Here is a 21,561-nt window from a genome sequence, read left to right on the forward strand (position 1 = left end):
TCAGAATGTTCACCACCTGCGTGATCCGTGATTCTTGAGCCATAACAAAAATATGGGTGACGGAATGGAGACACGACGCAGATCAGTCGTGAAGGCCGTATTGTGGAATGCGGTGGGCCTTGTCGTGATGAGTTTTGTGGGGTTTATCGCAACCGGATCAGCCGCGATCGGGGGCGGCTTGGCTTTGGTCAATACGGCCATCGGCCTGACGCTCTACGTGATTTACGAACGTATTTGGGCAGGTATCTCATGGGGTCGTAATGTCTGAGCGTACAGGGCCTGAATGGGGCACTCTTGCGCTGATCCTTGGGTGCTATGGGGCGTGGTTGGCGGTGCTGTTTTACCCACCGTTATGGGCTGCGGTACCAGTGGCCGGCGTCGTGGCGGCATTGCATTCTTCGTTGACGCATGAAGCAATCCACGGCCATCCCTTTCGGCAAAAGGCTTTGAATGAGGCGTTGATGGCGTTGCCGTTGACGCTGTTTATTCCGTATCGCCGGTTCCGGGACCAGCATCTGGCGCATCATCGTGACGCGACGCTGACCGACCCCTATGATGACCCGGAATCGAACTATCTGGACCCAAAGGTCTGGGCAGGTTTGCGCGGTTGGCAGAAACGTTTGTTGGCAGTGAACAACACGTTGCTGGGGCGCATCGTTCTGGGTCCGGCTATTGGTCAATTCGCGTTCGTTCGGAATGAGTTACGGTGCATTTTGCAACCAGATATCCTGCTTGCCTGGGCATTGCATCTATGCGGTGTTTTGGTGGTGCTGTGGATTGTGTCGCTGTCGCCTATGCCGATCTGGGCCTATGTTTTGGCCGCCTATCTGGGGCTCGGTTTGGTGAAGATCCGAACCTTTCTTGAGCACCGCGCCCATGATCGGGCGTCTGCCCGTACGGTGATCATCGAAGATCGGGGGCCTTTGGCATTTCTCTTTCTTCACAACAACCTGCACGTGGTTCATCACATGAATCCAGCGGCGCCGTGGTACCGGTTGCCCGCCTTGTATCGCGCAGGGCAAGACGCGTATCTGGCGCGGAACGAGGCCTACGTTTATCGCTCTTACGCACAGGTGTTTCGGGCCCATTTCCTGCGGGCCAAAGACCCAGTGCCCCATCCACTCTGGCCAAAGGGGTAAATTGCGGCCACAAGGGGCGGTATGAGCCTCTGGATACCCGTCACTATCGCCGCCGCCTCGTTTCAGACCGTGCGGTTTATGCTGCAAAAATCACTGAGCAGCGTGAAATTGTCCGCCGCAGGTGCGACCTTTGCCAGATTTGCCTATTCGATGCCACTGGCCGTTCTGGCGTTGGGTGTTGCGTTGAAGCTCAGCGATTTGACTTTGCCTCCGATGCCGCCGCTGTTCTGGCTGTTCGCGGCGATTGGCGGCACGTCGCAGATCTTGGCAACGATCTGTGTGGTCGCCTTGTTCAAGCAGCGCAACTTCGCGGTCGGGATTACCTTCAAGAAAACCGAGGTCATCCAGACTGCTATTGTCGGTTTCCTCGTTCTAGGTGATCAGATTTCAGCCGGAGCGTTGGTCGCCATTCTGATGGGCCTGACCGCAGTTTTGCTGCTGTCGAAAAACCCCGGAGGGGACGGCGCGTGGTGGAAACACCTCACCAACCGCGCGTCGCGGCTGGGGCTGGGGTCGGGGGTTCTGTTCGCCGTTTCCTCGGTAAGCTACCGGGGCGCATCACTACAGCTGGGCGAGATCGACGCATGGTTCCGCGCGCTGGTGACGCTGGCCGTTGTTGTGACATTCCAGTTCGTCAGCATGGGGCTGTGGCTGCTGTGGCGAGACCGCGCCGAACTGCGCGCGGTGTGGGAGACGCGGCGTACCGGCATTTTCGTCGGACTCACCAGCCTGAGCGGGTCGTTTTGCTGGTTCTTCGCCTTCACATTGCAGAATGCGGCTTATGTGAAGGCGCTGGGGCAGGTCGAACTGATCCTCAGCCTGTTTGCCTCGATCCTGTTCTTCCGCGAAACCATCACCCGGCGCGAGATCGCCGGGATGGCATTGCTGGGGGCCTCAATCCTGGCCTTGGTGCTAACGATTTAAGAGGCGTCCGCCTCGGCCAGCGCCGTTACGCCTGCGCGGCGTTCGTCGAAGCTCAGCGCGATGAAGCTGGGCAGGTGATCGCCCATGCCAACAACCGCCGGACCTGAATCATTGCGGCGACCACGGCCACGCGGTTCCTTGTCCTTTCGGCGGTCCGAGTCCTTCTTGCGCTCGGGCTTTTTGTCGACCTTTGCCTCGTCGGTCGGCTTGGCCTTTCTTTCGCGCTTGGGCTTTTCGTCCTTGGGTTCTTCCTTGACCGGATTGTCGAGCCGGGGAATGTCCTTCTGGATCAGCTTCTCAATCGCATCCAGCGCCTTTTCATCGCGGCCCGAGCAGATTGTGATCGCCTTGCCCTCGCGCCCCGCGCGACCGGTGCGACCGATGCGGTGAACGTAATCCTCGGCATGGCCGGGGACGTCGAAGTTGAACACATGGCTGACCGAGGGGATATCCAACCCCCGTGCCGCCACGTCCGAGGCCACCAGCAGGCGCAGCGACCCGTCGCGGAACCCGTCCAGCGTTTTCATCCGCTGCGACTGATCCAGATCGCCATGGATGGCAGCTGCGTTATAGCCGTATTTCTTCAGCGATTTGGCGCAGATATCCACGTCTGTCTTGCGGTTGCAGAAGATGATCGCGTTTGTGCACTTTTCGCCCTCGGCGTCGATCAGCGCGCGCAGAACCTTGCGCTTGGCGCTAGCCTCGCGGTCGCGGCGACCGCCTTTAAACATGACCACGCCCTGTTCAATCGTCTCGGATGCGGTAGCCTGACGGGCAACCTCGATCCGGGCAGGGGCAGACAGGAAAGTGTCGGTGATGCGCTCAATCTCGGACGCCATGGTGGCCGAGAAGAACAGCGTCTGGCGCGTGAACGGCGTCAGCGAGAAGATGCGCTCGATATCGGGGATGAACCCCATATCCAGCATCCGGTCGGCCTCGTCCACCACCATGATCTGAACGCCGGTCAGCAGCAGCTTGCCGCGTTCGAAATGGTCCAGCAGACGGCCCGGTGTGGCGATCAGAACGTCTACGCCCCGATCAATCAAAGCCTCTTGTTCCTTGAAGCTGACTCCGCCGATCAACAGCGCTTTGGTCAGTTTCAGGTGCTTTGTGTAGGTGTCGAAGTTCTCGGCCACCTGCGCGGCCAGTTCCCGCGTCGGGCACAGCACCAGCGAGCGCGGCATCCGCGCACGAGCGCGGCCACGGGCCAGCAGGGTGATCATCGGCAGGGTGAAGCTGGCGGTTTTGCCGGTGCCTGTCTGGGCGATGCCCAGCACATCCTTGCCTTCAAGCGCAGGTGGAATCGCTCCGGCCTGAATCGGGGTGGGGGTTTCATATCCGGCTTCCTCAATGGCTTTGAGGACCTTCGGGTTCAGGTTCAGTTCGTTAAACTTTGTCATGTATGTCCGGTTCAAGCGGACACTCGACCTGGCCCGCGCGTATGAATGTGTGCCGGGCCCGGATGGCCATGCGCATCCCGCGCATTTCGGCTGAAGCGGGACATAACAAAAACGAAGGGCGGGGTCAAATGAAGAGGATTTCAGACCCCTGTGCTCTGATACTGTGCAGATTTAATGCAACAATTCAGATGCTTCCAGGGAAGTGTTTCGCAAACTTCCGGTCCAGATCCAGTGGCCGATGCCGGATCAACCCGTGTTGTTCAAGCCGTGCCCGCGCGTCGGGGTGCGCGCCGCTGATCTCATCGAAAAACGCGTGCAAGCCGTCGATACCGTCCTCGGCTTCGATCCAGCTGAGCAGTTCGTTCATGTTCATCCCGCCCTCATCCCGCGGGACATTTGGCGTCATTCCGGGCTTGTATGACCCGCGCTCAAGCCGGAACCGGTAATGCGCCAGCCAGTGGTCCCAATCCGGGGCGTGCCGGTGGCACAGCGCAGCCTCGGCAAGTTCCGCTTTGCAGATCAGGCGTTCGCCGTGCTGGAACAACCCGTGAATGCGGAAGTTGATGCCCGGCAAACCGGTGCGGGCAAACACCTTGCCTTGCAGGTGACTGAGGAACCCGCCCTTCACGAAAGACCCATAGTTGGGATAGAGCGCCTGCACCGTCGCGGCGCGATCAGGCCCGGACGGGATATAGGCTTTGTACAGGTCCTCGGCTTCGGCCACAGCCTCTTCCGGGCGGACGCGGATATAGGGCGTATCCGGTGCAACTTCGGCCAGCAGATCGACCACCGGGCGGTCGGGCCACAGAAACTCGTCCAGATCGATATGAAGCAACCAGTCTTCGCTGGCCTTGCGATAAGTGAACGAGGCGTTGGCGGTCTGGCGAACCTGATGTTTGTCGGGGCGCGCCCGCTGACGATTGGCCCAGAACCCGTCGTCGCAATTGCGGACCTCAACCTTTGGGTGGCGATTCAAGGCATTGAACGCCTTGGGGCAGGGCTCGTCCAGATAGACATGCATTCGATCAACCCCAAGGTCGAGGTGATAGGCCACGAAACGCAGGATGTCCGGGGCCGTCCCCCGGACCGTCGAGACGATACCCCAGCTCGGTTTAGCGCCCATGCGCGGCCCTTTGGCCGGTCACGTCATCATTTCCTTGGTCGCCGTCAGGTTCAGTTCGGGATAGTCGCGCACAACCCGGTCGATATCCCATTGCAGACGTGTCAGGTAAACGATGTCGCCGTCATGATCATGCGCGATGTGCTGCTTGTTGGCGTTGACGAACTTGTCCACCGCCAGCTTGTCCCCGCTGACCCAGCGGGCGGATGTGAACTGAGACGCCTCAAACCGCACGGGCAGGCCGTATTCCATCTCGATCCGGCTGGCGAGCACTTCGAATTGCAGCGCGCCGACGACGCCGACGATAAAGCCCGACCCGATCGAGGGTTTGAACACTTTGGCCGCGCCTTCCTCGGCGAATTGCATCAGGGCTTTTTCCAGATGCTTGGCCTTCATCGGGTCGCCCGCGCGCACGCCTTGCAGCAATTCCGGCGCGAAGGACGGGATGCCAGTGACGCGCAGCGCCTCACCCTCGGTCAGCGTGTCGCCGATGCGCAGCTGGCCATGGTTAGGGATGCCGATGATGTCGCCGGCCCAGGCTTCCTCGGCCAGTTCCCGGTCGGATGCCAGAAACAGCACCGGGTTTGAGATTGCCATGGGTTTCTTGGACCGCACATGGGTCAGCTTCATGCCGCGCTTGAAGTGACCGCTCGCCATCCGCACAAAGGCCACCCGGTCGCGGTGTTTGGGGTCCATGTTGGCCTGCACCTTGAAGACAAAGCCCGCGACCTTCTTTTCATCCGGCGCGATCTGACGTGGTTCGGCCGATTGCACCTGAGGCTGCGGGCCATAGGCGCCGATGCCCTCCATAAGTTCTTTGACGCCAAACGAGTTGATCGCCGAGCCGAACCAGATCGGGGTCATGTGCCCCTCAAGCACCGCCTGAGGGTCCAGAGCGGGCAGCAATTCGCGCGCCATCTCGACCTCTTCCAACAGCTTCTCAAGAAGGTGCTCGGGCACGTGTTCGGCCAGTTTAGGGTCGTCCAGACCGTCGATCTGAATGCTTTCGGCCACTTTGTTGCGGTCGGCGCGGTCCATCAGCTCCAGCCGGTCGCGCAGCATGTCATAGCAGCCGATGAAATCGCGCCCGACGCCAATCGGCCACGCGGCGGGCGTGACGTCGATGGCCAGCATTTCCTGAATTTCGTCGATGATCTCGAACGTATCGCGGCTTTCGCGGTCCATCTTGTTACAGAAGGTCAGGATCGGCAGATCGCGCAGGCGGCAAACCTCGAACAGTTTCTGCGTCTGGCTTTCCACACCTTTCGCGCCGTCGATCACCATGACGGCGGCGTCCACCGCCGTCAGCGTGCGATAGGTATCCTCGGAGAAATCCGAGTGGCCGGGCGTGTCCACCAGATTGAACCGGAAATCCCCATAGTCGAACGACATCGCCGAGGCCGAAACTGAGATACCGCGATCCTTCTCCATCTGCATGAAGTCCGAGCGCGTGCGGCGCGCTTCGCCCTTGGCGCGCACCTGACCAGCCATCTGGATCGCGCCCCCATAAAGCAGGAACTTTTCCGTCAGCGTCGTCTTGCCCGCATCGGGGTGCGAGATGATCGCGAAGGTCCGGCGACGGGCGATCTCGGGCGGCAGGGTGGGTTGGTTCGAGGTATCAAGCATGACCGCGCGTATAGGCGGGGAAACCCGCCGAGGCAAGACAAAGGGGGTGGTTCGAATCGAGCACCTATGGCAATAAGAACATATAGTGAACAAATAATGGAGAGGATCAATGAATTTGAACGAAATCGCCGCCGAACTGGTCGCGGGTTGCCGCGAAGACCGCGCCAAAGAAAATCTGGATACACTTTATGCCGAGAATGCCGTCTCGGTCGAGGCGCAGGACTTCATGGATATGGGCCGCGAAACCCATGGCCGCGACGCCATTCGCGGCAAGCATGAATGGTGGGAAGGCGCGCATGAGGTCTCGGGCGCGTCGGTCAGCGATCCGATGCCCCATGGCGAAGATCGCTTTGCTGTGATCTTCGAGGTTCAGGGTAAGGTAAAAGAGACCGGCGAAGCCTTTGATATGAAAGAGGTTGGTGTCTATCATGTCGCAGGTGGCAAGATCGTGCGGGAAGAGTTCTTTTACTGATCGCTAACGACTGGTTTTCCCCATCTGGCCAGTGCTAGACATGTGGGCAACAACAGATGGGGAGGATCAGATGGATCTGGGTATCAAAGGAAAACGCGCTCTGGTCTGTGCCAGCAGCAAGGGTTTGGGTCTGGGCTGCGCCGAGGCTCTGGCCGAGGCCGGTGTCAATCTGGTGATGAACGCCCGCGGAGCCGAGGCCCTTGAAGCCGAGGCCGCGCGTTTGCGGTCCGAGCACAGCATTGATGTGCAGACGGTGGCCTGCGATGTGACCTCGACCGAGGGGCAGGCGCAGGTGATCGAAGCCGCGCAGGGTGTTGATATCCTTGTGACAAATGCGGGCGGGCCGCCTCCGGGCATGTGGTCGGATTGGGAGCGTGAGGATTTTATCAAGGCTCTGGATGCCAACATGCTGACGCCGATTGCTTTCATGAAGGCGCTTCTGCCGGGAATGATGGACAAGGGCTGGGGGCGTGTGGTGAATATCACCTCGCAATCGGTGCGCGCACCGATTGCTGTGCTGGGGCTGTCGAACGCGGCACGGACCGGGCTGACGGGGTATGTGGCCGGAACCGCGCGTCAGGTGGCCCCGCAGGGGGTGACAATCAACAATCTGCTGCCGGGTATCCACGCTACCGACCGCGCGGATGCGCTGGACAGCGGGGTTTCCTTGCAAAAGAACATTTCGATGGACGAGGCGCGTGCCGAACGCGCCGCCACGATCCCCGCGCGCCGCTATGGCACACGGCAGGAATTCGGGGCCGCCTGCGCCTTTTTGTGTTCGCAACATGCGGGCTTTATCGTAGGCCAGAACATTTTGTTGGACGGCGGCGGAACTAACTTGACGATGTAGGCGATGGCGCAAAATTTTTCACTGAAAGACCAGCTGTTTAACGCAGAAAAGACCCGCTACTTGGCGGGGCTTTTTGCGGCGGCGGATGCTGATTTTGATGCAAAAGCGTTCGAGGTGCAGGTCATGTCCCGCCTGCTTGATCTGGAATTGAAAGAGCGCATGGCGTGGATCGCGGAGTGCCTGCAACAGGCCATCCCCGGCGCGCTGCCGGACATTGCGCCTATGCTGCTGCGCGCGCTGCCGCCGCCACTGGATCCGACCAAAACGGATGATGATTTCGGCGATTTCATCTTTGCACCCTTGGGCGATTGGGTAGTGGCCGTTGGCCTCGACCATCCCGATCTGGCGCTGGATGTGCTGGAGGAACTGACGCAGAGATTCTCGATGGAATGGGCCATTCGACCATTCCTGAACGCCCACCAAGATAAGGTGCTCGACAAGATGCAGGCATGGTGCGCGCATGACAACTATCACGTGCGCCGACTGGTCAGCGAAGGCACCCGTCCGCGCTTGCCATGGGGGCAGGCGGTGGGCCTGGAACTGACTGACCCGTTGCCTTTGTTGGACCGTCTGCACAGCGATCCGACGCGATACGTGACGCGCTCGGTCGCGAACCATCTGAACGACATCACCAAGAAAGACCCGGATCTAGTGCTGGACCGTCTGCTGCAATGGCGCGAGGGCGGGCAGAATGCGGATGAGTTGCGCTGGATGACCAGCCACACCCTGCGTGGATTGGTGAAATCCGGCCATCCCGGTGCGATGAAGATGCTGGGCTATGATCCTGACGCGGCGATTTCGGCCGATATTCAGGTGCAAGGCGATGCCCGGATCGGGGGCGCGCTGAATTTCGATGTGGCGCTCTGTGGTGCCGCAGACCAGCCCGTTCTGGTGGATTATATCATTCACTTTCAACGCCCTGGCGGTAAAACCTCGGCCAAGGTGCACAAGTTGAAGCAGACCGCGCTGCGGGATGGCGCACTGACGCTAAGCAAGACCCACAAGCTCAAGGGCAATGCTACCACGTTCAAACTGATGCCCGGTCCGCACCGGCTGGAGGTTCAGGTGAACGGGCAGGTGCGCGCTGCCGTGGATTTCGACCTGCTCGGGTAACGCTTTTGTAAAATCGCGCATGTGCGGATTGCGTCACGTCCCTTGCTGCATTAGCTGATCCCCTAACAGACACAAGGGATACCTTCGATGAAGCATGAATCGGTGCAGAACTATTACGGTGACGTCCTTCAAAGTAGCGCGGATTTGCAGACCAATGCTTGCTGCACACCCGATGACATGCCGGATCATGTGAAGAAAATTCTCTCAAAAATTCATGATGATGTGCTGACGCGCTATTATGGCTGCGGTCTGATTGCACCGCTGGATCTGGAAGGGATGAGCATCCTTGATCTGGGCTGCGGTGCCGGGCGCGACGTCTATGCTCTGTCGGCAATGGTCGGCGAAAAAGGCCGCGTGGTTGGCGTGGATATGACGCCCGAGCAGTTGGATGTGGCCCGCGCTCATCAGGATTACCACGCGCAGACATTCGGCCATGGCGCGTCGAATGTGGAATTCCACCACGGCTATATCGAAAAGCTGGATGAGTTGGACCTTGAGCCCGGTTCCTTCGACATCATCGTTTCGAACTGCGTGATCAATCTGGCCACCGATAAAGAGGCCGTTCTGCGCGGCGCACACCGTCTGCTGAAAGATGGTGGCGAGATGTATTTCTCGGACGTCTACGCTGATCGCCGCATCCCTACTGCGATGGCTGAGGATGAGGTTCTGTATGGGGAGTGCCTGTCGGGCGCGCTCTATTGGAATGATTTCCTGTCGATCTCGCGCAAGGCCGGGTTTGCGGATCCGCGCCGAGTGACGCATCGCCTGCTGACCATCGAAAACCCGGTTCTGGAAGAGCGCGTCGCGCCCTTGAGCTTCCTGTCGGCCACGTATCGTCTGTTCAAACTGCCCGAACTGGAACCGGCCTGCGAGGATTACGGCCAGGCTGTGATCTACAAAGGCACGATCCCCAACGCGCCGCATCTGTTCGAACTGGATGACCACCACGCGATCGAGGCCGGTAAGGTGTTTCCGGTCTGCGGCAACACCTGGATGATGCTGAAAGACACGCGATTTGCGCGCCACTTCGAGTTTATTGGCGATTTTTCGACCCATTACGGCATCTTCGAAGGCTGCGGCGGCGAAAGCCCGTTCGAGGCCACAGGTGCCAGCACCGGCGAGGCCGCCTCGGGCGGGTGCTGCTGATCGCTTGCGCCTGACGGGCGGGGTTGCTATCCCCGCCTAAGCCCGATGGAATTGATCGGGAAAGGCTACGGGGTCCTTCGGTGACAGTGAAATCAACTCCTCCACGTCTGGAAATCCGCAATCTGGTCGCCCGGTACGAAGGGCGCGTGGTGGTGGATGACGTCTCGCTAAGTGTTCAGGCGGGTCAGGTGACGTGTCTGCTGGGGCCGTCGGGCTGCGGCAAGTCGACCACCCTGCGGATGATCGCCGGGGTCGAGATGCAGGAATCCGGTGAAATCTATGTGGATGGAAAGCTGATCTGTGACACGGTGTTTCGCGTCCCGCCCGAGCGGCGCGAGATCGGGTTGATGTTTCAGGACTTCGCCTTGTTTCCTCATCTTAGCGTGGCCGACAACGTGGCTTTTGGTCTGAAGGGCCACAAAGATGAAAAGCGCGCGCGGGTCGAGGAATTGCTGACCAAGGTCGATTTGATGCGCTTCGTCGACAGCTATCCGCATCATCTGTCGGGCGGCGAACAACAGCGGGTTGCACTGGCGCGGGCTTTGGCGCCGCGTCCCCGGATCATGTTGATGGATGAGCCGTTCTCGGGGTTGGATAACCGTCTGCGCGACGGTATCCGGGATGAGACGCTGGCGATCCTCAAAGAAGAAGACGCCGCCGTGGTTCTGGTGACGCATGAGCCGGAAGAGGCGATGCGCATGGCCGATGAGATTGCCCTGATGCGGCGGGGCAAGATCGTGCAGCAAGGCGCGCCTTATAACGTCTATACCCGTCCAGCGGATAAGGCGGCTGTGGCATTCTTTAGCGATGTCAATGTGTTGAGGGCGCAAGTTAACGGCGCTCTGGCAGAGACTCCATTCGGCCGCTTTTTGGCTCCGGGTGTACCTGATGGCACGAATGTCGAAATCGTCTTCCGTCCTCAGCACGTGAAGCTGGATTTCGACCGTAACGGCAAAGGGCCTCTGCCCACGCCGACCGATGGGGTGGCCGCGCGTGGTGTGGTGCAGCGGGCGCGGTTTTTGGGCAATGAAAGCCTGATCGAGTTCCGCATGGACTATGACGGTTCAATCCTGAAGGCCACCGTGCCGAATGTCTTTGTGCCGCAGCCGGGGCGCGTTATGTGGCTGACCATCCGTCGTGATCGGTGCTTTGTTTTCCCGGAATAGTTCCTGACGTGGCAATTTAGACCCAGCTGATGCGCGAAAGCCGCAGTTTGCGTGTGCGCGTCGCTTGCCGAGGCGAGGGGCCGGGTCTATCAAGGGAAAAACGCAGGGATGGATGGGGCATATGCGTATTCTTCTGACCAACGATGACGGCATCAATGCACCGGGTCTTATCGCGCTTGAGGCGATTGCCGCCGAGCTTGCCGGGCCGGACGGAGAGATTTGGGTCGTTGCGCCCGCGTTCGAGCAATCCGGCGTCGGGCATTGCATCAGTTACACGCACCCGATGATGGTCGCTAAACTGGGTGAACGCCGATACGCCGCCGAGGGCTCGCCCGCTGATTGCGTGCTGGCTGGTTTGCATGACGTGATGAAGGATGCGCCGCCCGATCTGGTGTTGTCAGGGGTAAACCGGGGCAACAACTCGGCTGAAAACACGCTGTATTCCGGGACGATCGGTGGCGCGATGGAGGCCGCTTTGCAGGGTGTCCCTGCGATTGCCTTGTCGCAATACTTTGGCCCGCGCAATTTGGGGCTGGATGACCCATTCGAGGCCGCAACGCGGTTTGGGGCCGATCTGGTGCGCAAAATCTTGGATGCGACGCCAGCCGAGCAGGGCGATTATCGTCTATTCTACAACGTAAATTTCCCGCCTGTTCCCGCGGACGAGGTTCTAGGCACTCGCGTTGCGGCTCAGGGGTATCGTCGTGACACAAACTTCTCGGTCGAGCCGCACAGCTCGCCCTCGGGGCGTCGGTTCCTGTGGATCAAGGGCGGGTATCAGCATAACCCGACCGCGCCGGGTACGGATGCGGCAGTCAATCTGGCGGGTTACATTTCGGTCACACCGATGCGGGCGGATTTGACAGCGCATGACACGCTTGAGGCACTGAAGACAATCGAATGACCGGGTTGAGCGCAGAAACAAAGATGCAGTTCCTGTTTGCCCTGCGCTCTCGCGGGGTGACGGATGCGCGCGTATTGGCAGCGATGGAGCAGATTGATCGCGGCAAGTTCGTCAAGGGTTTGTTCGCGGACCGAGCTTATGAGGACACGCCGCTGCCGATTGCTTGTGGCCAAACGATCAGTCAGCCTTCGGTCGTGGGTCTTATGACGCAGGCGCTGGACGTGCGACCTCGGGATACGGTGCTCGAAATTGGGACCGGGTCCGGGTATCAGGCGGCTGTCCTCTCCAAACTGGCACGCCGGGTCTACACGGTCGAGCGACACAAGCGGCTGGTGCGCGAAACCGGCGACCTGTTCCGCGAGTTGGGCCTGACCAATGTGACCGCGATGCTGACCGATGGATCATTCGGTTTGCCTGAACAGGCTCCGTTTGATCGTATCATTGTGACTGCGGCCGCCGAGGACCCGCCAGGGCCGCTCTTGGCGCAGCTCAAAATCGGCGGTATCATGGTTTTGCCGGTGGGGCAGTCGGATACGGTTCAAACATTGATCCGGGTTCGGCGAACGGAAACCGGCCTGGACTATGATGAATTATTGCCCGTTCGGTTTGTTCCCCTGCTTGAGGGATTGGGCAAGGACGAGGCGTAGAGGCTTTTTTGAAAACCCACCGGAACCCCGGCCAACAGGGGCAGGTGATGAGGACAGAAAAAAGATGAGAGCAGTTTCCAAATCAGCGATGATGCGCTGCGCGACCGGGATGGTTGCGCTGGCCGTACTAGCCGGGTGCGAAGGCCCGCTTGACTATGATCTTCGCGGTCAGATCGGAGGGTTTTCCACCACGGATGCGGTCCAGACGGCCACCACGAACCGCCCGCCGCCGGATGCACGCGGTGTGATCACCTATCCGACCTATCAGGTTGCCGTTGCGCGCCGGGGTGACAAGGTCAGTGACATCGCAGCGCGGGTGGGGCTACCCGAAGCAGAGCTGGCCACGTTCAACGGTCTCAAACCCACTGATACGTTGCGGGACGGTGAAGTAATCGCTCTGCCGCGCACGGTCAGTTCGGCAAGCTCGGTCGATATTGCGACAATCGCAGGGACCGCCATCGATGAGGCACCAGCGGATGGCTCGGTCCGCACGTCGACCTTGGCGCCTGCGCAGCCTACCGCGACACCAGCACCTCCTGCTGCGCCGCCGGGACCCGAACCCATCAGGCACAAGGTGAAACGCGGCGAGACTGCGTTCACGATCTCGCGCCTCTATGACGTGCCGGTGGACGCGCTGGCGGATTGGAATGGTCTGGATTCGGACTTTACGGTTCGGGAAGGTCAGTTCCTGTTGATCCCGATCAAGACGCAGCCCGCGCCGCAACAGGCCGCTGTGCCAGCAACCAACGTCACGCAGCCGGGGCAAGGATCACCCACTCCAACGCCGCCAAGTGCGACTCAGCCTTTGCCAGACGAACAGGTCGCTGCGCCGGTTCCTGCGCCGGATGTTACGGCTGAGGCACCGACCAATCAGAGCAACTCGGCGCTGGGTTTGCCGGTGACCGGGACAATCATTCGGACCTATAAGAAAGGTCAGAACGAAGGCATCGATATCGCTGCGGCGCCGGGCACTGCCGTTAAGGCCGCCGAGGCCGGTACCGTGGCTGCGATCACCGCAGATGCCGATCAGGTGCCGATCATCGTGGTCAAGCACAACAATGACCTTCTCACTGTCTATGCAAATGTCGAAAGCATAACAGTCGAAAAAGGCGATCGGGTGCGGAGAGGCGAGAGAATTGCAGCCCTAAGGGATGGTGACAATGCCTATGTCCATTTCGAAGTGCGCAAAGGGTTTGAGGCAGTCGACCCCGAGCCGTTTCTGAAATAGGGGATGGCCGTGTCCGGGCCATGCCTCCGGCGGGGATATTTTTGGCCAGATGAAGGGCGGATCACGCTTTGGGGTCGAAGTCGCTCAGGCGTTTGCCGGGTTCATCTATGAAAAGTTCGGGCAGGGGGCGGATAGCTTCGATCAGGTCAATGCGGAAAACGCGGAAGCTGTCTCGCAGCTCACACCATGCGGTGAGTGTCCAGACGCGGCCCCAGTATTCCATATGAAGCGGGCGGATCGTGCGCTCGGTCAGCAGGCCGTCGATGCGGCGGTAGTTGAGGTGCAGTTTCTGGCGTGATTTGATGGCGGCGCGGATCGGGGCCATATGCGCCAACCCACGCGCAGCATCGGCAAAGGGGTAGACGGCGAATTTCCAGGTATCCGCTTCGGCGACGACTTGCGTGGGCAGCACGGCGTCGATCTTGTCGGCCAGCGTCTCGGCGGCGGCTTTCAGCTCGGGGTCGGCGGCTTGAGCCACGATGGCCATGCCGAGGTTCAGCGCCTCAAGTTCGGCTGGGGTCAGGTTTACCGGGGGCAGGGTGATCTGCTCGCGCACCATGTAGCCGACGCCGCGCTCGCCCTCGACCGGGACGCCTGAGGCGACAAGTGTATCCATGTCGCGATAGATTGTGCGGACCGACACCTCGAGCCGGTCCGCAATGTCCTGCGCGCGGTGCAGTTTGCCGTCGCGCAGGATTTGAATGATGTCAAAAAGGCGATCCGTGCGGCGCATGTCACGCCGTCCGGACCGCGTTTAAGCGGTCATGTTCCATAGCACTTTCTCGTGACGCATCTGGATGCTGTCGGGCTTGATCGCCGTCATCAAGGCAGCGGCGAAGTCTTGTTGCGGGAACTGCGCGGCGGCGTCCTGTGCGGCTTTCATATCGGTCCAAACCACGTAGTCGGTCCAGCGGCCATCCTCGCCCTGGCTCAGCTGCCGATGCGCAAAGCCGGGGGCCGCGCGCACGAAGGCTTCGGTGGATTGGCTGAGCTTCACGAACGCCTCGGGCGTGGTGCTGTCTGCGAGGGAAAAGGTGACGATTTCGGCAACATGGGTCATTTCAATCTCCGTTGACCAGGTTTCGATGATCTCTTCCTAGTCAAATGCAACTGACATAAACCTGTCAGTTGAAAAAATCCAGAGCCCAAAAAACGCGTGAAGAGGGCGAATTCGAACGCGGATTTGATCTGGCGCACTGTTGTCCACCGCTCGTCAGGCGTAGACACATGGCCAAACAACATTCCCGACGCGTGGCGTCGATGTAGAAGGAGACAAGACATGCTTAACAATATCGGCCTTCCCGGCCTGCTGCTGATCGCCGTTGTGGTTCTGGTTCTGTTTGGCCGCGGCAAAATCAGCTCGCTGATGGGCGAAGTGGGCAAAGGTATCACCTCGTTCAAGAAGGGCGTTCGTGAAGGCGCAGATGAACTGGAGCAGGACGCGTCCGAGATGGCCAAGGACGTCACCCCCGAGACCGACAAAGACAAGGCCTAAGCGCAGATGTTTGATCTGGGCTGGACCGAGCTTCTGGTCATTGGCGTTGTTGCCCTGATCGTTGTGGGGCCAAAGGACCTGCCGGTGCTGTTCCGCAATGTGGGGCGGTTTGTTGGCAAGGCCCGCGGCATGGCGCGCGAGTTTTCCAGCGCCATGAACGAGGCTGCTGACCAGGCGGGCGTCAATGACATCAAGAAGGGTCTGAACGCGGCCACCAACCCTGTCGGCAGCGCCATGGATGGCGTGAAAGAGGCCGCGCAGGACTTGGCGAAAAGCATCGACCCGACCAAGTTCGACCCCGACAGCGAAACCGGCAAACTGGCAGCCGAACGCGCCGAACAGGCTAAGAAAATTCAGGCCTCGACCGCACGCGCCGCCGCCGACCGTAAGGCGAAAGAGGCCGCTGACGCCCTGGCCAAAGCCGAAGAGGCCGAGGCCGCGTTGAAAACCGAAAGCAAGACATGACCAAGACCGACGAGATCGAGGACAGCTCGGCCCCATTGATCGAGCATCTGGCGGAACTGCGCACGCGCTTGATCCACTGCGTTGTGGCGTTTCTGATCGGTATGATCATCTGCTTTACCGTGGCCACGCCGCTGTTTAACTTTCTGACGCGACCGTTGTGTGACGTTCTGGCTGAACGCGGGCAGGATTGCGGGCTGATCTTCATTTCGCCGCAGGAAGGGTTCTTTGTGGCTATCAAGGTCTCGCTGCTGGGTGGGTTCATTCTGGCCTTTCCCTATATCGGGATGCAGATGTGGCGGTTCGTGGCTCCGGGTTTGTATAAGTCTGAAAAGAACGCGTTCCTGCCGTTCATGCTGGCCTCGCCCTTCATGTTCCTGTTGGGGGCCAGCTTTGCCTTTTACGTGGTCACTCCGCTGGCTTATGACTTCTTCCTTGGCTTCCAGCAGTTCGGGGCCGAAGGGGAGGCCGTGACCGATGGCGCAACCGCCGCACCGCTGAGCGTGGTCTTTCAGGGCTCGGCGCAGGAATATCTGAACCTGACGATCAAGTTCATCGTGGCCTTTGGTCTGTGTTTCCAGCTACCGGTTCTGCTGACGCTGATGGGCAAGGCGGGGCTGGTAACGGCCGAAGGTCTGGGCTCGGTTCGTAAATACGCAGTGGTCGCCATTCTGGTGCTTGCCGCGTTGGTAACACCGCCCGACGTCATCACGCAGGTGATCCTGTTCGTGGTGGTCTACGGACTGTACGAAATCTCGATCTTCCTTGTGGCCCGTGTCGAGAAAAAGCGCGAAGAACAACTGCGCGCTGACGGCTACTATGACGACGAAGAAGAGGCTGATGCCGAAATCGTGGACGAAGAAAGCAAGTAAACCGGCTTAACCCGGATCAGGCGCGCCCATTCGTGGCGCGCCTTTTTTATGCGCGGGTCTTGCCGCCTGCATCTGATCATGGTTTGAACCCCAAAACAGTCGGAGGCCCTGATGGATGACCAAGCCCTGAACCGCATTGCTGATGCCTTGGAGCGCATGGCTCCGGCCCCCTTGGCAGCACCGGATTTCGGCGCGGCCCCGGCTTTTGTCTGGCATGTGGACCCCGACCGGCTGGAACCGGTGACAAAGGTTAACCGGGTCGATTTGGACCTGCTGGTGGGCATCAACCGCTCGCGCGACACGCTTCTGGACAACACACGGCGCTTTGCAGCGGGGTATAAGGCAAACAATGCGTTGCTCTGGGGTGCGCGGGGTATGGGCAAGTCCAGCCTTGTCAAAGCGGCCCACGGGAGTCTGCAAGATGAATACCCCGATCTGAAACTGGTTGAACTTCAGCGCGAAGATATGGGCTCGGTTGCCCGCCTTCTAAACCATCTGCGCGCCGCGCCGCACCGGTTCATCCTGTTCTGCGATGATCTCTCGTTCAGCCATGATGATCAGCACTATAAGTCGCTAAAGGCCGTGCTGGACGGCGGTATCGAAGGCCGCCCGGAAAACGTGGTGTTCTACGCCACCTCGAACCGCCGACACCTGATGCCGCGGGACATGATCGAAAACGAACGCTCCAGCGCCATCAACCCGTCCGAGGCGGTCGAGGAAAAAGTCTCACTCTCCGACCGCTTCGGCCTTTGGCTGGGCTTCCACCCCTGCGATCAGGACGAATACCTCGCCATGATCAACCGCTATTGCGCCGCCTATGGTGTCACCGTCGACCCCGACACCCTGCGCGCCGAAGCCATCGAATGGCAGGCCACACGCGGCGCACGTTCTGGCCGCGTAGCGTGGCAATTCTTCGTCGATCTGGCCGGGCGCACCGGCGCGCATATAGGCTGATCCGCCCGCTTCATCTGGCCAAAAATACCTCCGCCGGAGGCATGGCCCGCAAGGGCCATTCCCTTATAGAGACGCCAAAATCCGGGCCGCCTCATCCGCAGGGCTCGTCAAAGCATCACGGTCCTCGCCGGGGTGGAACCGGGCGCGGACGGCGGTGGGCATGGGGGCGGGCTCGACAATCGACACACGTGGCCCTGTGCGCTCGGTCTCAGCCGCCCAACTGCGGGCCAACGCCATCTGAGCGCCCTTGGTCGCGCCATAGATGCCATAGAACTTGTCGCCCGCTTTGGGGTCGTCAAAGAACACGGCATGACCGCTCTCGCCCAGCAACGGAGCGATATAGGGAATCAAAACCGAAGTCGCCGTGGCATTCACATTGACGGCCTTTGCCCATTCCTTCGGGTCGATAAAATGCGCAGGCGTCAGAGCTGAGCTGTGAACAGCTGTGTGCAGCCACAGATCCACCTTGCCCCAACGATCATGAATACCCCGGCACAGCGTCGCCATGGCGTTCGGGTCGGCGATGTCCATGGGGGCCAGCGTGGCCGCGCCGCCTTTGGCCTGAATACGGTCATCCAGCTCTTCCAGCCCACCGGTGGTACGGGCGACAGCGACAATGTGGTACTCGGGGGCCAGCGCCTCGGCCAGAGCAGCGCCCAAGCCCCGTGACGCCCCAGTGATTAGGGCAATTTTGGTCTGATCGGTCATGACAGCGGTTTGAACCCCCGCAGGCAGGGCGTCAAGACGGTTTAGCTGCCGGGAATGACGATGCGCCGGGTCTGGCCGCTTTGTCGCAGCATCACGCCATCCGGATCAATTGCCACCACAGTGCCCGAGGATACGCGGCTGCCGGGCTTGACCTCTTTCACACGTCCCGACGACATTCGCATGAGCGCGCGCAAATCCGATTTCGGGCCAAAGACCCCAAGGAGGGATACAGAGTTCTTTTTAAGCGCGCTTTTTTGCGTGGCCGCGCTTTTGACAGTGGCGTTCGACATAAATTTCGGCCGGGCCGCAGCGGCCCGATCCCTTGTTGTGAGTGCTTGGTAGGCGGGGCCTTAACAAAGCCAACCTGTAAGAAAAACCCCCCTGGGGGATCACGAAAACGACAGCGAATGTGCCCGTGGAGAAGCCCTTGAGCTTACGTTTTCTTCGCCGCAGAGTTGTGGGCGAAAACCCACCGATTCAGTATGCACGGGCAAAAAGAAAGCCCGCATCACTTCGGTGACGCGGGCCTTCGTCATTACCGATTCGGCAGATAAACTAACCCGAGGCCAGTTTTGCGGCGTTCCACGATCCGCCGGGTACCTGCATATCCTCGCGTTTTTTGCTGACGCGGCTACTGTTTTCCAGCGTGTCCAGGTAATCCCCGCTGACGCTGCCAGTGATGTAATTGCCGTCGAAACACGAACAGTCAAAAGCCTCGATCTCGGGGTTTCCTTCCTTGGCCGCCCAGATCAGATCGTCGAGGTTTTGATAAAACAATGCATCCGCGCCCAGTTCCTGCCGGATTTCTTCAATATCCTTGCCGTTAGCGACCAGCTCATGCTTGGTGGGCATGTCGATGCCATAGACATTGGGATATTTCACAGGCGGCGAGGCGCTGGCGATATAGACTTTCTTCGCTCCGGCCTCGCGGCACATCTGCACGATTTTCTTGATCGTGTTGCCGCGCACAATGGAATCGTCGATCAGCAGCACGTTGTGACCTTTGAACTCCAACGGAACCGCGTTCAGCTTGCGGCGTACAGATTTCTGACGCTCTTCCTGACCGGGCATGATGAAGGTCCGGCCCACATAGCGGTTCTTAACCAAACCCTCGCGGTATGGGATGCCAGTTGCCTTGGCGACCTCCAGCGCGACGGGACGGGCGCTGTCGGGCACAGGAATAATACGGTCGATATCCAGACCGGCGGCCTCGATCTGCCGGGCCAGCGTTTGACCCATGCGCATCTGGGTTTTGTAAACTGAAACCCCATCCAGCAGCGAATCCGGGCGCGCCAGATAAACATACTCGAAAATGCAGGGCGTCAGTTGCCCCTCAACCGCCTGGAATGTGTGCATGTTGCCGTCCAGATCGATCAGGATCGCTTCGCCGGGTTTCACGTCTCGTAGTTTGTCAAAGCCGTTGATGCCAAAGGCCACGTCCTCAGAGGCAAAGGCATAGTCGTCACCCTTTCCATCCACATCACGCTTGGCGACCGAAAGCGGGCGGATGCCATAGGGGTCACGGAAGGCCAGCATTCCAACGCCTGCGACCAGACAGATCACCGAATAGGCGCCCTGTACCCGCTCCATCGTCATTTTGACGCCGGCAAACAGGTTGCGGATCGGTTCTGCATTGCCGTTGACCTTGATCGCATCGGCGACCTTGTCGGCCAGCACGTTCAGCAGGATCTCGGAATCCGAAGTGGTGCGCAGGTGGCGGCTGTATTTAGCGGTCACCTTTTCGCGCTGTTCGGCGGTGTTGGTGATGTTGCCGTTATGGACCAGATAGATGCCGTAAGGCGCATTGACGAAAAAAGGCTGTGCCTCGGCCGCGCTGAGCGAGCCTGCGGTCGGATAGCGTACATGGCCCATGCCAACCTTGCCCAGCAAGGTTTCTGCGTCCTTGGCGTTGAAGACGTCTTTGACCAGACCGTTGGCCTTTTTCTCTCGGAAGAACTCTCCGGTATATGTGACGATCCCCGAGGCGTCTTGCCCCCGGTGCTGCAGCATCAGCAGCCCGTCATAGATTTCCGCAAAGACATCATGTGTCCTGCTTGCGATCCCCAAAATCCCACACATGTACGGGCTCCAATTTTCTATGACGATTTGAGAGGTTTCGGTGACTGGTGGTGCTGGATGGCAGTATCTGAGGACTCGATCGCCTGACAGGCGTTGAATGCGCGCGCTTTGTCCTTTGCAGGGGCGGGCACGTGAGAAAACAGATACAGCAAGATCGGCAGCTCCGATTCCATGTCAGTTCGGCTCTCACATAATGCCTTACGGTGCCTGTGTCATCAAAGGATCACAATTGCGATTTGACGCAGGTGGTTTTTGCGGGAATTGCGCTTCAAACAGTGACAGGTCAGGCCGCATGTGCTGTCATTTCTATGATTACCAATTTTCTGTTTTGATACCATTCGGACGGACCTACCCATGTGGCAACACAAACAAGGACAAAAAAAAGAAACACAGCCAAAACGCAGATGTCACCGATGCCGTGGCATGGGGCGGTCTCCCTGTCCGATTTGCAACGGCGCGGGCGAAGTTGTCAAAAGCCGAGACATTCACGGAAAACCAATCTTTACACGGTGTACCGGGTGTTTTGGGCTCAAAAACATCAAATGCACGGTCTGTGCGGGTGAAGGGTTCACCTGAGCAATACAGTCTTGCCGAAAAAAAAGCCCGGTCCAAGCCGGGCTTTTCTCTTATTCTGTGGTTGCCGGGGCGGCTTCGGGTGTGACCTCGCCGCCTTCTGTGCAGCTTGCCACCAGCTCCTCGTATTGGCGTGTCACCCAACCGAGCGCTTCTTCGGGGTTCTGTTCTTCGATCTGACCGCTGAACTGGTCAAACACCTTAGCCGAACGGCTTTCATCGACGATCGTATATGACTGACCTGTCATAACGGTATCGTAGACAAAGAATGCGATTGCGACCAGCAGGATGCCGCGCGCGATCCCGAAGAAGAAGCCAAGTGCTTGGTCCAAACCACCCAGGGCCGAGCGTTGCACCAGCGACGAAAATAGAGGGGTGAAAATGCTGACCACGATCAGCGCCACCGCAAAGACCGCCGCAAAACCGGTGATAACAGACAATTCACAACTGTCTCGCAGGAAATCTCCGACGACCGGAATCTCTTTCACCAATGGCACTGCTTGAGGTGCAAAAATAAAGGCCAGTACCGCGGCGGCGACCCATCCCGCAATTGCCAGAATCTCACGCAACAAACCGCGGGAATAGGCCAGAAGGCCCGACACCACGATGATCAGGGCAACCACCCCGTCAATAATTGTAAAACCTTCCATGGCCCTCGCCTGTAATTTTTTCAGCCTCTTAAG

The 21,561-nt window shown here is 59.4% G+C and carries 24 protein-coding genes; 15 read left to right on the forward strand and 9 right to left on the reverse strand.

The features are described from left to right. The first annotated feature begins 64 nt into the window (after nucleotides 1-64). Genes J7380_RS03220 through J7380_RS03230 form a run of 3 tightly spaced genes read left to right on the forward strand, consistent with a single transcriptional unit; the run spans nucleotide 65 to nucleotide 2,063 of the window. Nucleotides 65-268 (forward strand): DUF2061 domain-containing protein, encoded by a 204-nt coding sequence (locus J7380_RS03220; RefSeq protein WP_209194452.1) that lies wholly within the window; start codon nucleotides 65-67, stop codon nucleotides 266-268. Continuing rightward, nucleotides 261-1,139, forward strand: a complete 879-nt coding sequence (locus J7380_RS03225; protein WP_209194453.1) for a fatty acid desaturase — start codon at nucleotides 261-263, stop codon at nucleotides 1,137-1,139. Before J7380_RS03220 ends, J7380_RS03225 begins: the two co-directional genes overlap by 8 nt. Before the next feature lie 21 nt (nucleotides 1,140-1,160). Further along, nucleotides 1,161-2,063 carry a DMT family transporter gene (locus J7380_RS03230; protein ID WP_209194454.1) on the forward strand — a complete coding sequence of 301 codons (903 nt, stop codon included), beginning with the start codon at nucleotides 1,161-1,163 and terminating at the stop codon, nucleotides 2,061-2,063. On the opposite strand, the gene J7380_RS03235 is transcribed toward J7380_RS03230, so the two are convergent. From J7380_RS03235 to J7380_RS03245, 3 genes are all read right to left on the reverse strand, one after another. Beyond that, nucleotides 2,060-3,463 (reverse strand): DEAD/DEAH box helicase, encoded by a 1,404-nt coding sequence (locus J7380_RS03235; protein WP_209194455.1) that lies wholly within the window; start codon nucleotides 3,461-3,463, stop codon nucleotides 2,060-2,062. The two genes, J7380_RS03230 and J7380_RS03235, sit on opposite strands and share 4 nt — an antisense overlap. A 184-nt stretch (nucleotides 3,464-3,647) precedes the next feature. After that, nucleotides 3,648-4,586, reverse strand: coding sequence for a glycosyltransferase family 2 protein (locus J7380_RS03240; protein ID WP_209194456.1), 939 nt, complete (start codon nucleotides 4,584-4,586; stop codon nucleotides 3,648-3,650). An 18-nt stretch (nucleotides 4,587-4,604) separates the two neighbouring features. Further along, nucleotides 4,605-6,209 carry a peptide chain release factor 3 gene (locus J7380_RS03245; RefSeq protein WP_209194457.1) on the reverse strand — a complete coding sequence of 535 codons (1,605 nt, stop codon included), beginning with the start codon at nucleotides 6,207-6,209 and terminating at the stop codon, nucleotides 4,605-4,607. 109 nt (nucleotides 6,210-6,318) lie between these two features. Between J7380_RS03245 and J7380_RS03250 the strand changes: the two genes are divergently transcribed. From J7380_RS03250 to J7380_RS03285, 8 genes are all read left to right on the forward strand, one after another. Next, entirely contained in the window at nucleotides 6,319-6,681 is a 363-nt protein-coding gene (locus tag J7380_RS03250) for a nuclear transport factor 2 family protein (RefSeq protein ID WP_209194458.1), read from the forward strand. Between the two features lie 70 nt (nucleotides 6,682-6,751). Further along, nucleotides 6,752-7,531, forward strand: coding sequence for an SDR family oxidoreductase (locus tag J7380_RS03255; RefSeq protein ID WP_209194459.1), 780 nt, complete (start codon nucleotides 6,752-6,754; stop codon nucleotides 7,529-7,531). 3 nt (nucleotides 7,532-7,534) lie between these two features. Next, nucleotides 7,535-8,644: a hypothetical protein gene (locus tag J7380_RS03260; protein WP_209194460.1), complete on the forward strand. Its 1,110-nt coding sequence runs from the start codon at nucleotides 7,535-7,537 to the stop codon at nucleotides 8,642-8,644. 87 nt (nucleotides 8,645-8,731) lie between these two features. Then, nucleotides 8,732-9,790 (forward strand): methyltransferase domain-containing protein, encoded by a 1,059-nt coding sequence (locus J7380_RS03265; RefSeq protein ID WP_209194461.1) that lies wholly within the window; start codon nucleotides 8,732-8,734, stop codon nucleotides 9,788-9,790. Between the two features lie 80 nt (nucleotides 9,791-9,870). Next, a complete protein-coding gene (locus tag J7380_RS03270) occupies nucleotides 9,871-10,956 on the forward strand; it encodes an ABC transporter ATP-binding protein (protein WP_209194462.1) in 1,086 nt (361 codons plus the stop codon). A gap of 121 nt (nucleotides 10,957-11,077) precedes the next feature. Further along, complete coding sequence (surE, locus tag J7380_RS03275) at nucleotides 11,078-11,860, forward strand: 5'/3'-nucleotidase SurE (RefSeq protein WP_209194463.1); 783 nt, start codon at nucleotides 11,078-11,080, stop codon at nucleotides 11,858-11,860. Continuing rightward, nucleotides 11,857-12,507 carry a protein-L-isoaspartate(D-aspartate) O-methyltransferase gene (locus J7380_RS03280; protein ID WP_170752802.1) on the forward strand — a complete coding sequence of 217 codons (651 nt, stop codon included), beginning with the start codon at nucleotides 11,857-11,859 and terminating at the stop codon, nucleotides 12,505-12,507. Before surE ends, J7380_RS03280 begins: the two co-directional genes overlap by 4 nt. Before the next feature lie 64 nt (nucleotides 12,508-12,571). Further along, nucleotides 12,572-13,735: a M23 family metallopeptidase gene (locus J7380_RS03285; protein ID WP_209194464.1), complete on the forward strand. Its 1,164-nt coding sequence runs from the start codon at nucleotides 12,572-12,574 to the stop codon at nucleotides 13,733-13,735. Nucleotides 13,736-13,796: 61 nt separating this feature from the next. Here J7380_RS03285 and J7380_RS03290 read toward each other — a convergent pair whose 3' ends face one another. Continuing rightward, nucleotides 13,797-14,468, reverse strand: a complete 672-nt coding sequence (locus J7380_RS03290) for a YafY family protein (RefSeq protein WP_209194465.1) — start codon at nucleotides 14,466-14,468, stop codon at nucleotides 13,797-13,799. A gap of 21 nt (nucleotides 14,469-14,489) precedes the next feature. Next, entirely contained in the window at nucleotides 14,490-14,795 is a 306-nt protein-coding gene (locus J7380_RS03295; RefSeq protein WP_209194466.1) for a hypothetical protein, read from the reverse strand. Between the two features lie 219 nt (nucleotides 14,796-15,014). On the opposite strand from J7380_RS03295, the gene J7380_RS03300 reads away from it, so the two are divergent. The 4 genes from J7380_RS03300 to J7380_RS03315 all read left to right on the forward strand — a co-directional run bounded on the left by J7380_RS03300 (nucleotide 15,015) and on the right by J7380_RS03315 (nucleotide 17,518). Continuing rightward, nucleotides 15,015-15,230 carry a twin-arginine translocase TatA/TatE family subunit gene (locus tag J7380_RS03300; RefSeq protein WP_209194467.1) on the forward strand — a complete coding sequence of 72 codons (216 nt, stop codon included), beginning with the start codon at nucleotides 15,015-15,017 and terminating at the stop codon, nucleotides 15,228-15,230. 6 nt (nucleotides 15,231-15,236) lie between these two features. Continuing rightward, on the forward strand, nucleotides 15,237-15,695 hold the full coding sequence (gene tatB, locus J7380_RS03305) for a Sec-independent protein translocase protein TatB (protein WP_209194468.1): 459 nt from the start codon (nucleotides 15,237-15,239) through the stop codon (nucleotides 15,693-15,695). Beyond that, nucleotides 15,692-16,564 carry a twin-arginine translocase subunit TatC gene (gene tatC, locus J7380_RS03310; protein WP_209194469.1) on the forward strand — a complete coding sequence of 291 codons (873 nt, stop codon included), beginning with the start codon at nucleotides 15,692-15,694 and terminating at the stop codon, nucleotides 16,562-16,564. Before tatB ends, tatC begins: the two co-directional genes overlap by 4 nt. 111 nt (nucleotides 16,565-16,675) lie before the next feature. Beyond that, complete coding sequence (locus tag J7380_RS03315; protein WP_209194470.1) at nucleotides 16,676-17,518, forward strand: ATP-binding protein; 843 nt, start codon at nucleotides 16,676-16,678, stop codon at nucleotides 17,516-17,518. 63 nt (nucleotides 17,519-17,581) lie between these two features. Here J7380_RS03315 and J7380_RS03320 read toward each other — a convergent pair whose 3' ends face one another. The 4 genes from J7380_RS03320 to J7380_RS03335 form a co-directional block, all read right to left on the reverse strand. Further along, on the reverse strand, nucleotides 17,582-18,226 hold the full coding sequence (locus J7380_RS03320; RefSeq protein ID WP_170354364.1) for an SDR family NAD(P)-dependent oxidoreductase: 645 nt from the start codon (nucleotides 18,224-18,226) through the stop codon (nucleotides 17,582-17,584). Nucleotides 18,227-18,267: 41 nt separating this feature from the next. Next, a complete protein-coding gene (locus J7380_RS03325) occupies nucleotides 18,268-18,516 on the reverse strand; it encodes a hypothetical protein (protein WP_170354363.1) in 249 nt (82 codons plus the stop codon). Between the two features lie 265 nt (nucleotides 18,517-18,781). Continuing rightward, on the reverse strand, nucleotides 18,782-20,305 hold the full coding sequence (gene purF / locus J7380_RS03330) for an amidophosphoribosyltransferase (RefSeq protein ID WP_209194471.1): 1,524 nt from the start codon (nucleotides 20,303-20,305) through the stop codon (nucleotides 18,782-18,784). A 626-nt stretch (nucleotides 20,306-20,931) separates the two neighbouring features. Continuing rightward, nucleotides 20,932-21,528: a CvpA family protein gene (locus J7380_RS03335; protein WP_209194472.1), complete on the reverse strand. Its 597-nt coding sequence runs from the start codon at nucleotides 21,526-21,528 to the stop codon at nucleotides 20,932-20,934. Between the last annotated feature and the right edge of the window lie 33 nt (nucleotides 21,529-21,561).

The sequence above is a fragment of the Ruegeria sp. R8_1 genome (genome assembly GCF_017743815.1).
In the GTDB taxonomy this organism is placed as follows: Bacteria; Pseudomonadota; Alphaproteobacteria; order Rhodobacterales; family Rhodobacteraceae; genus Ruegeria; species Ruegeria lacuscaerulensis_A.

Bases quoted from the DNA above. Each gene is read 5' to 3' on its own strand.
- J7380_RS03220 (WP_209194452.1), top strand. From the start codon at position 65: ATGGAGACACGACGCAGATCAGTCGTGAAGGCCGTATTGTGGAATGCG.
- J7380_RS03225 (WP_209194453.1), top strand. From the start codon at position 261: ATGTCTGAGCGTACAGGGCCTGAATGGGGCACTCTTGCGCTGATCCTT.
- J7380_RS03230 (WP_209194454.1), top strand. From the start codon at position 1,161: ATGAGCCTCTGGATACCCGTCACTATCGCCGCCGCCTCGTTTCAGACC.
- J7380_RS03235 (WP_209194455.1), bottom strand. From the start codon at position 3,463: ATGACAAAGTTTAACGAACTGAACCTGAACCCGAAGGTCCTCAAAGCC.
- J7380_RS03240 (WP_209194456.1), bottom strand. From the start codon at position 4,586: ATGGGCGCTAAACCGAGCTGGGGTATCGTCTCGACGGTCCGGGGGACG.
- J7380_RS03245 (WP_209194457.1), bottom strand. From the start codon at position 6,209: ATGCTTGATACCTCGAACCAACCCACCCTGCCGCCCGAGATCGCCCGT.
- J7380_RS03250 (WP_209194458.1), top strand. From the start codon at position 6,319: ATGAATTTGAACGAAATCGCCGCCGAACTGGTCGCGGGTTGCCGCGAA.
- J7380_RS03255 (WP_209194459.1), top strand. From the start codon at position 6,752: ATGGATCTGGGTATCAAAGGAAAACGCGCTCTGGTCTGTGCCAGCAGC.
- J7380_RS03260 (WP_209194460.1), top strand. From the start codon at position 7,535: ATGGCGCAAAATTTTTCACTGAAAGACCAGCTGTTTAACGCAGAAAAG.
- J7380_RS03265 (WP_209194461.1), top strand. From the start codon at position 8,732: ATGAAGCATGAATCGGTGCAGAACTATTACGGTGACGTCCTTCAAAGT.
- surE (WP_209194463.1), top strand. From the start codon at position 11,078: ATGCGTATTCTTCTGACCAACGATGACGGCATCAATGCACCGGGTCTT.
- J7380_RS03280 (WP_170752802.1), top strand. From the start codon at position 11,857: ATGACCGGGTTGAGCGCAGAAACAAAGATGCAGTTCCTGTTTGCCCTG.
- J7380_RS03285 (WP_209194464.1), top strand. From the start codon at position 12,572: ATGAGAGCAGTTTCCAAATCAGCGATGATGCGCTGCGCGACCGGGATG.
- J7380_RS03290 (WP_209194465.1), bottom strand. From the start codon at position 14,468: ATGCGCCGCACGGATCGCCTTTTTGACATCATTCAAATCCTGCGCGAC.
- J7380_RS03295 (WP_209194466.1), bottom strand. From the start codon at position 14,795: ATGACCCATGTTGCCGAAATCGTCACCTTTTCCCTCGCAGACAGCACC.
- J7380_RS03300 (WP_209194467.1), top strand. From the start codon at position 15,015: ATGCTTAACAATATCGGCCTTCCCGGCCTGCTGCTGATCGCCGTTGTG.
- tatB (WP_209194468.1), top strand. From the start codon at position 15,237: ATGTTTGATCTGGGCTGGACCGAGCTTCTGGTCATTGGCGTTGTTGCC.
- tatC (WP_209194469.1), top strand. From the start codon at position 15,692: ATGACCAAGACCGACGAGATCGAGGACAGCTCGGCCCCATTGATCGAG.
- J7380_RS03315 (WP_209194470.1), top strand. From the start codon at position 16,676: ATGGATGACCAAGCCCTGAACCGCATTGCTGATGCCTTGGAGCGCATG.
- J7380_RS03320 (WP_170354364.1), bottom strand. From the start codon at position 18,226: ATGACCGATCAGACCAAAATTGCCCTAATCACTGGGGCGTCACGGGGC.
- J7380_RS03325 (WP_170354363.1), bottom strand. From the start codon at position 18,516: ATGTCGAACGCCACTGTCAAAAGCGCGGCCACGCAAAAAAGCGCGCTT.
- purF (WP_209194471.1), bottom strand. From the start codon at position 20,305: ATGTGTGGGATTTTGGGGATCGCAAGCAGGACACATGATGTCTTTGCG.
- J7380_RS03335 (WP_209194472.1), bottom strand. From the start codon at position 21,528: ATGGAAGGTTTTACAATTATTGACGGGGTGGTTGCCCTGATCATCGTG.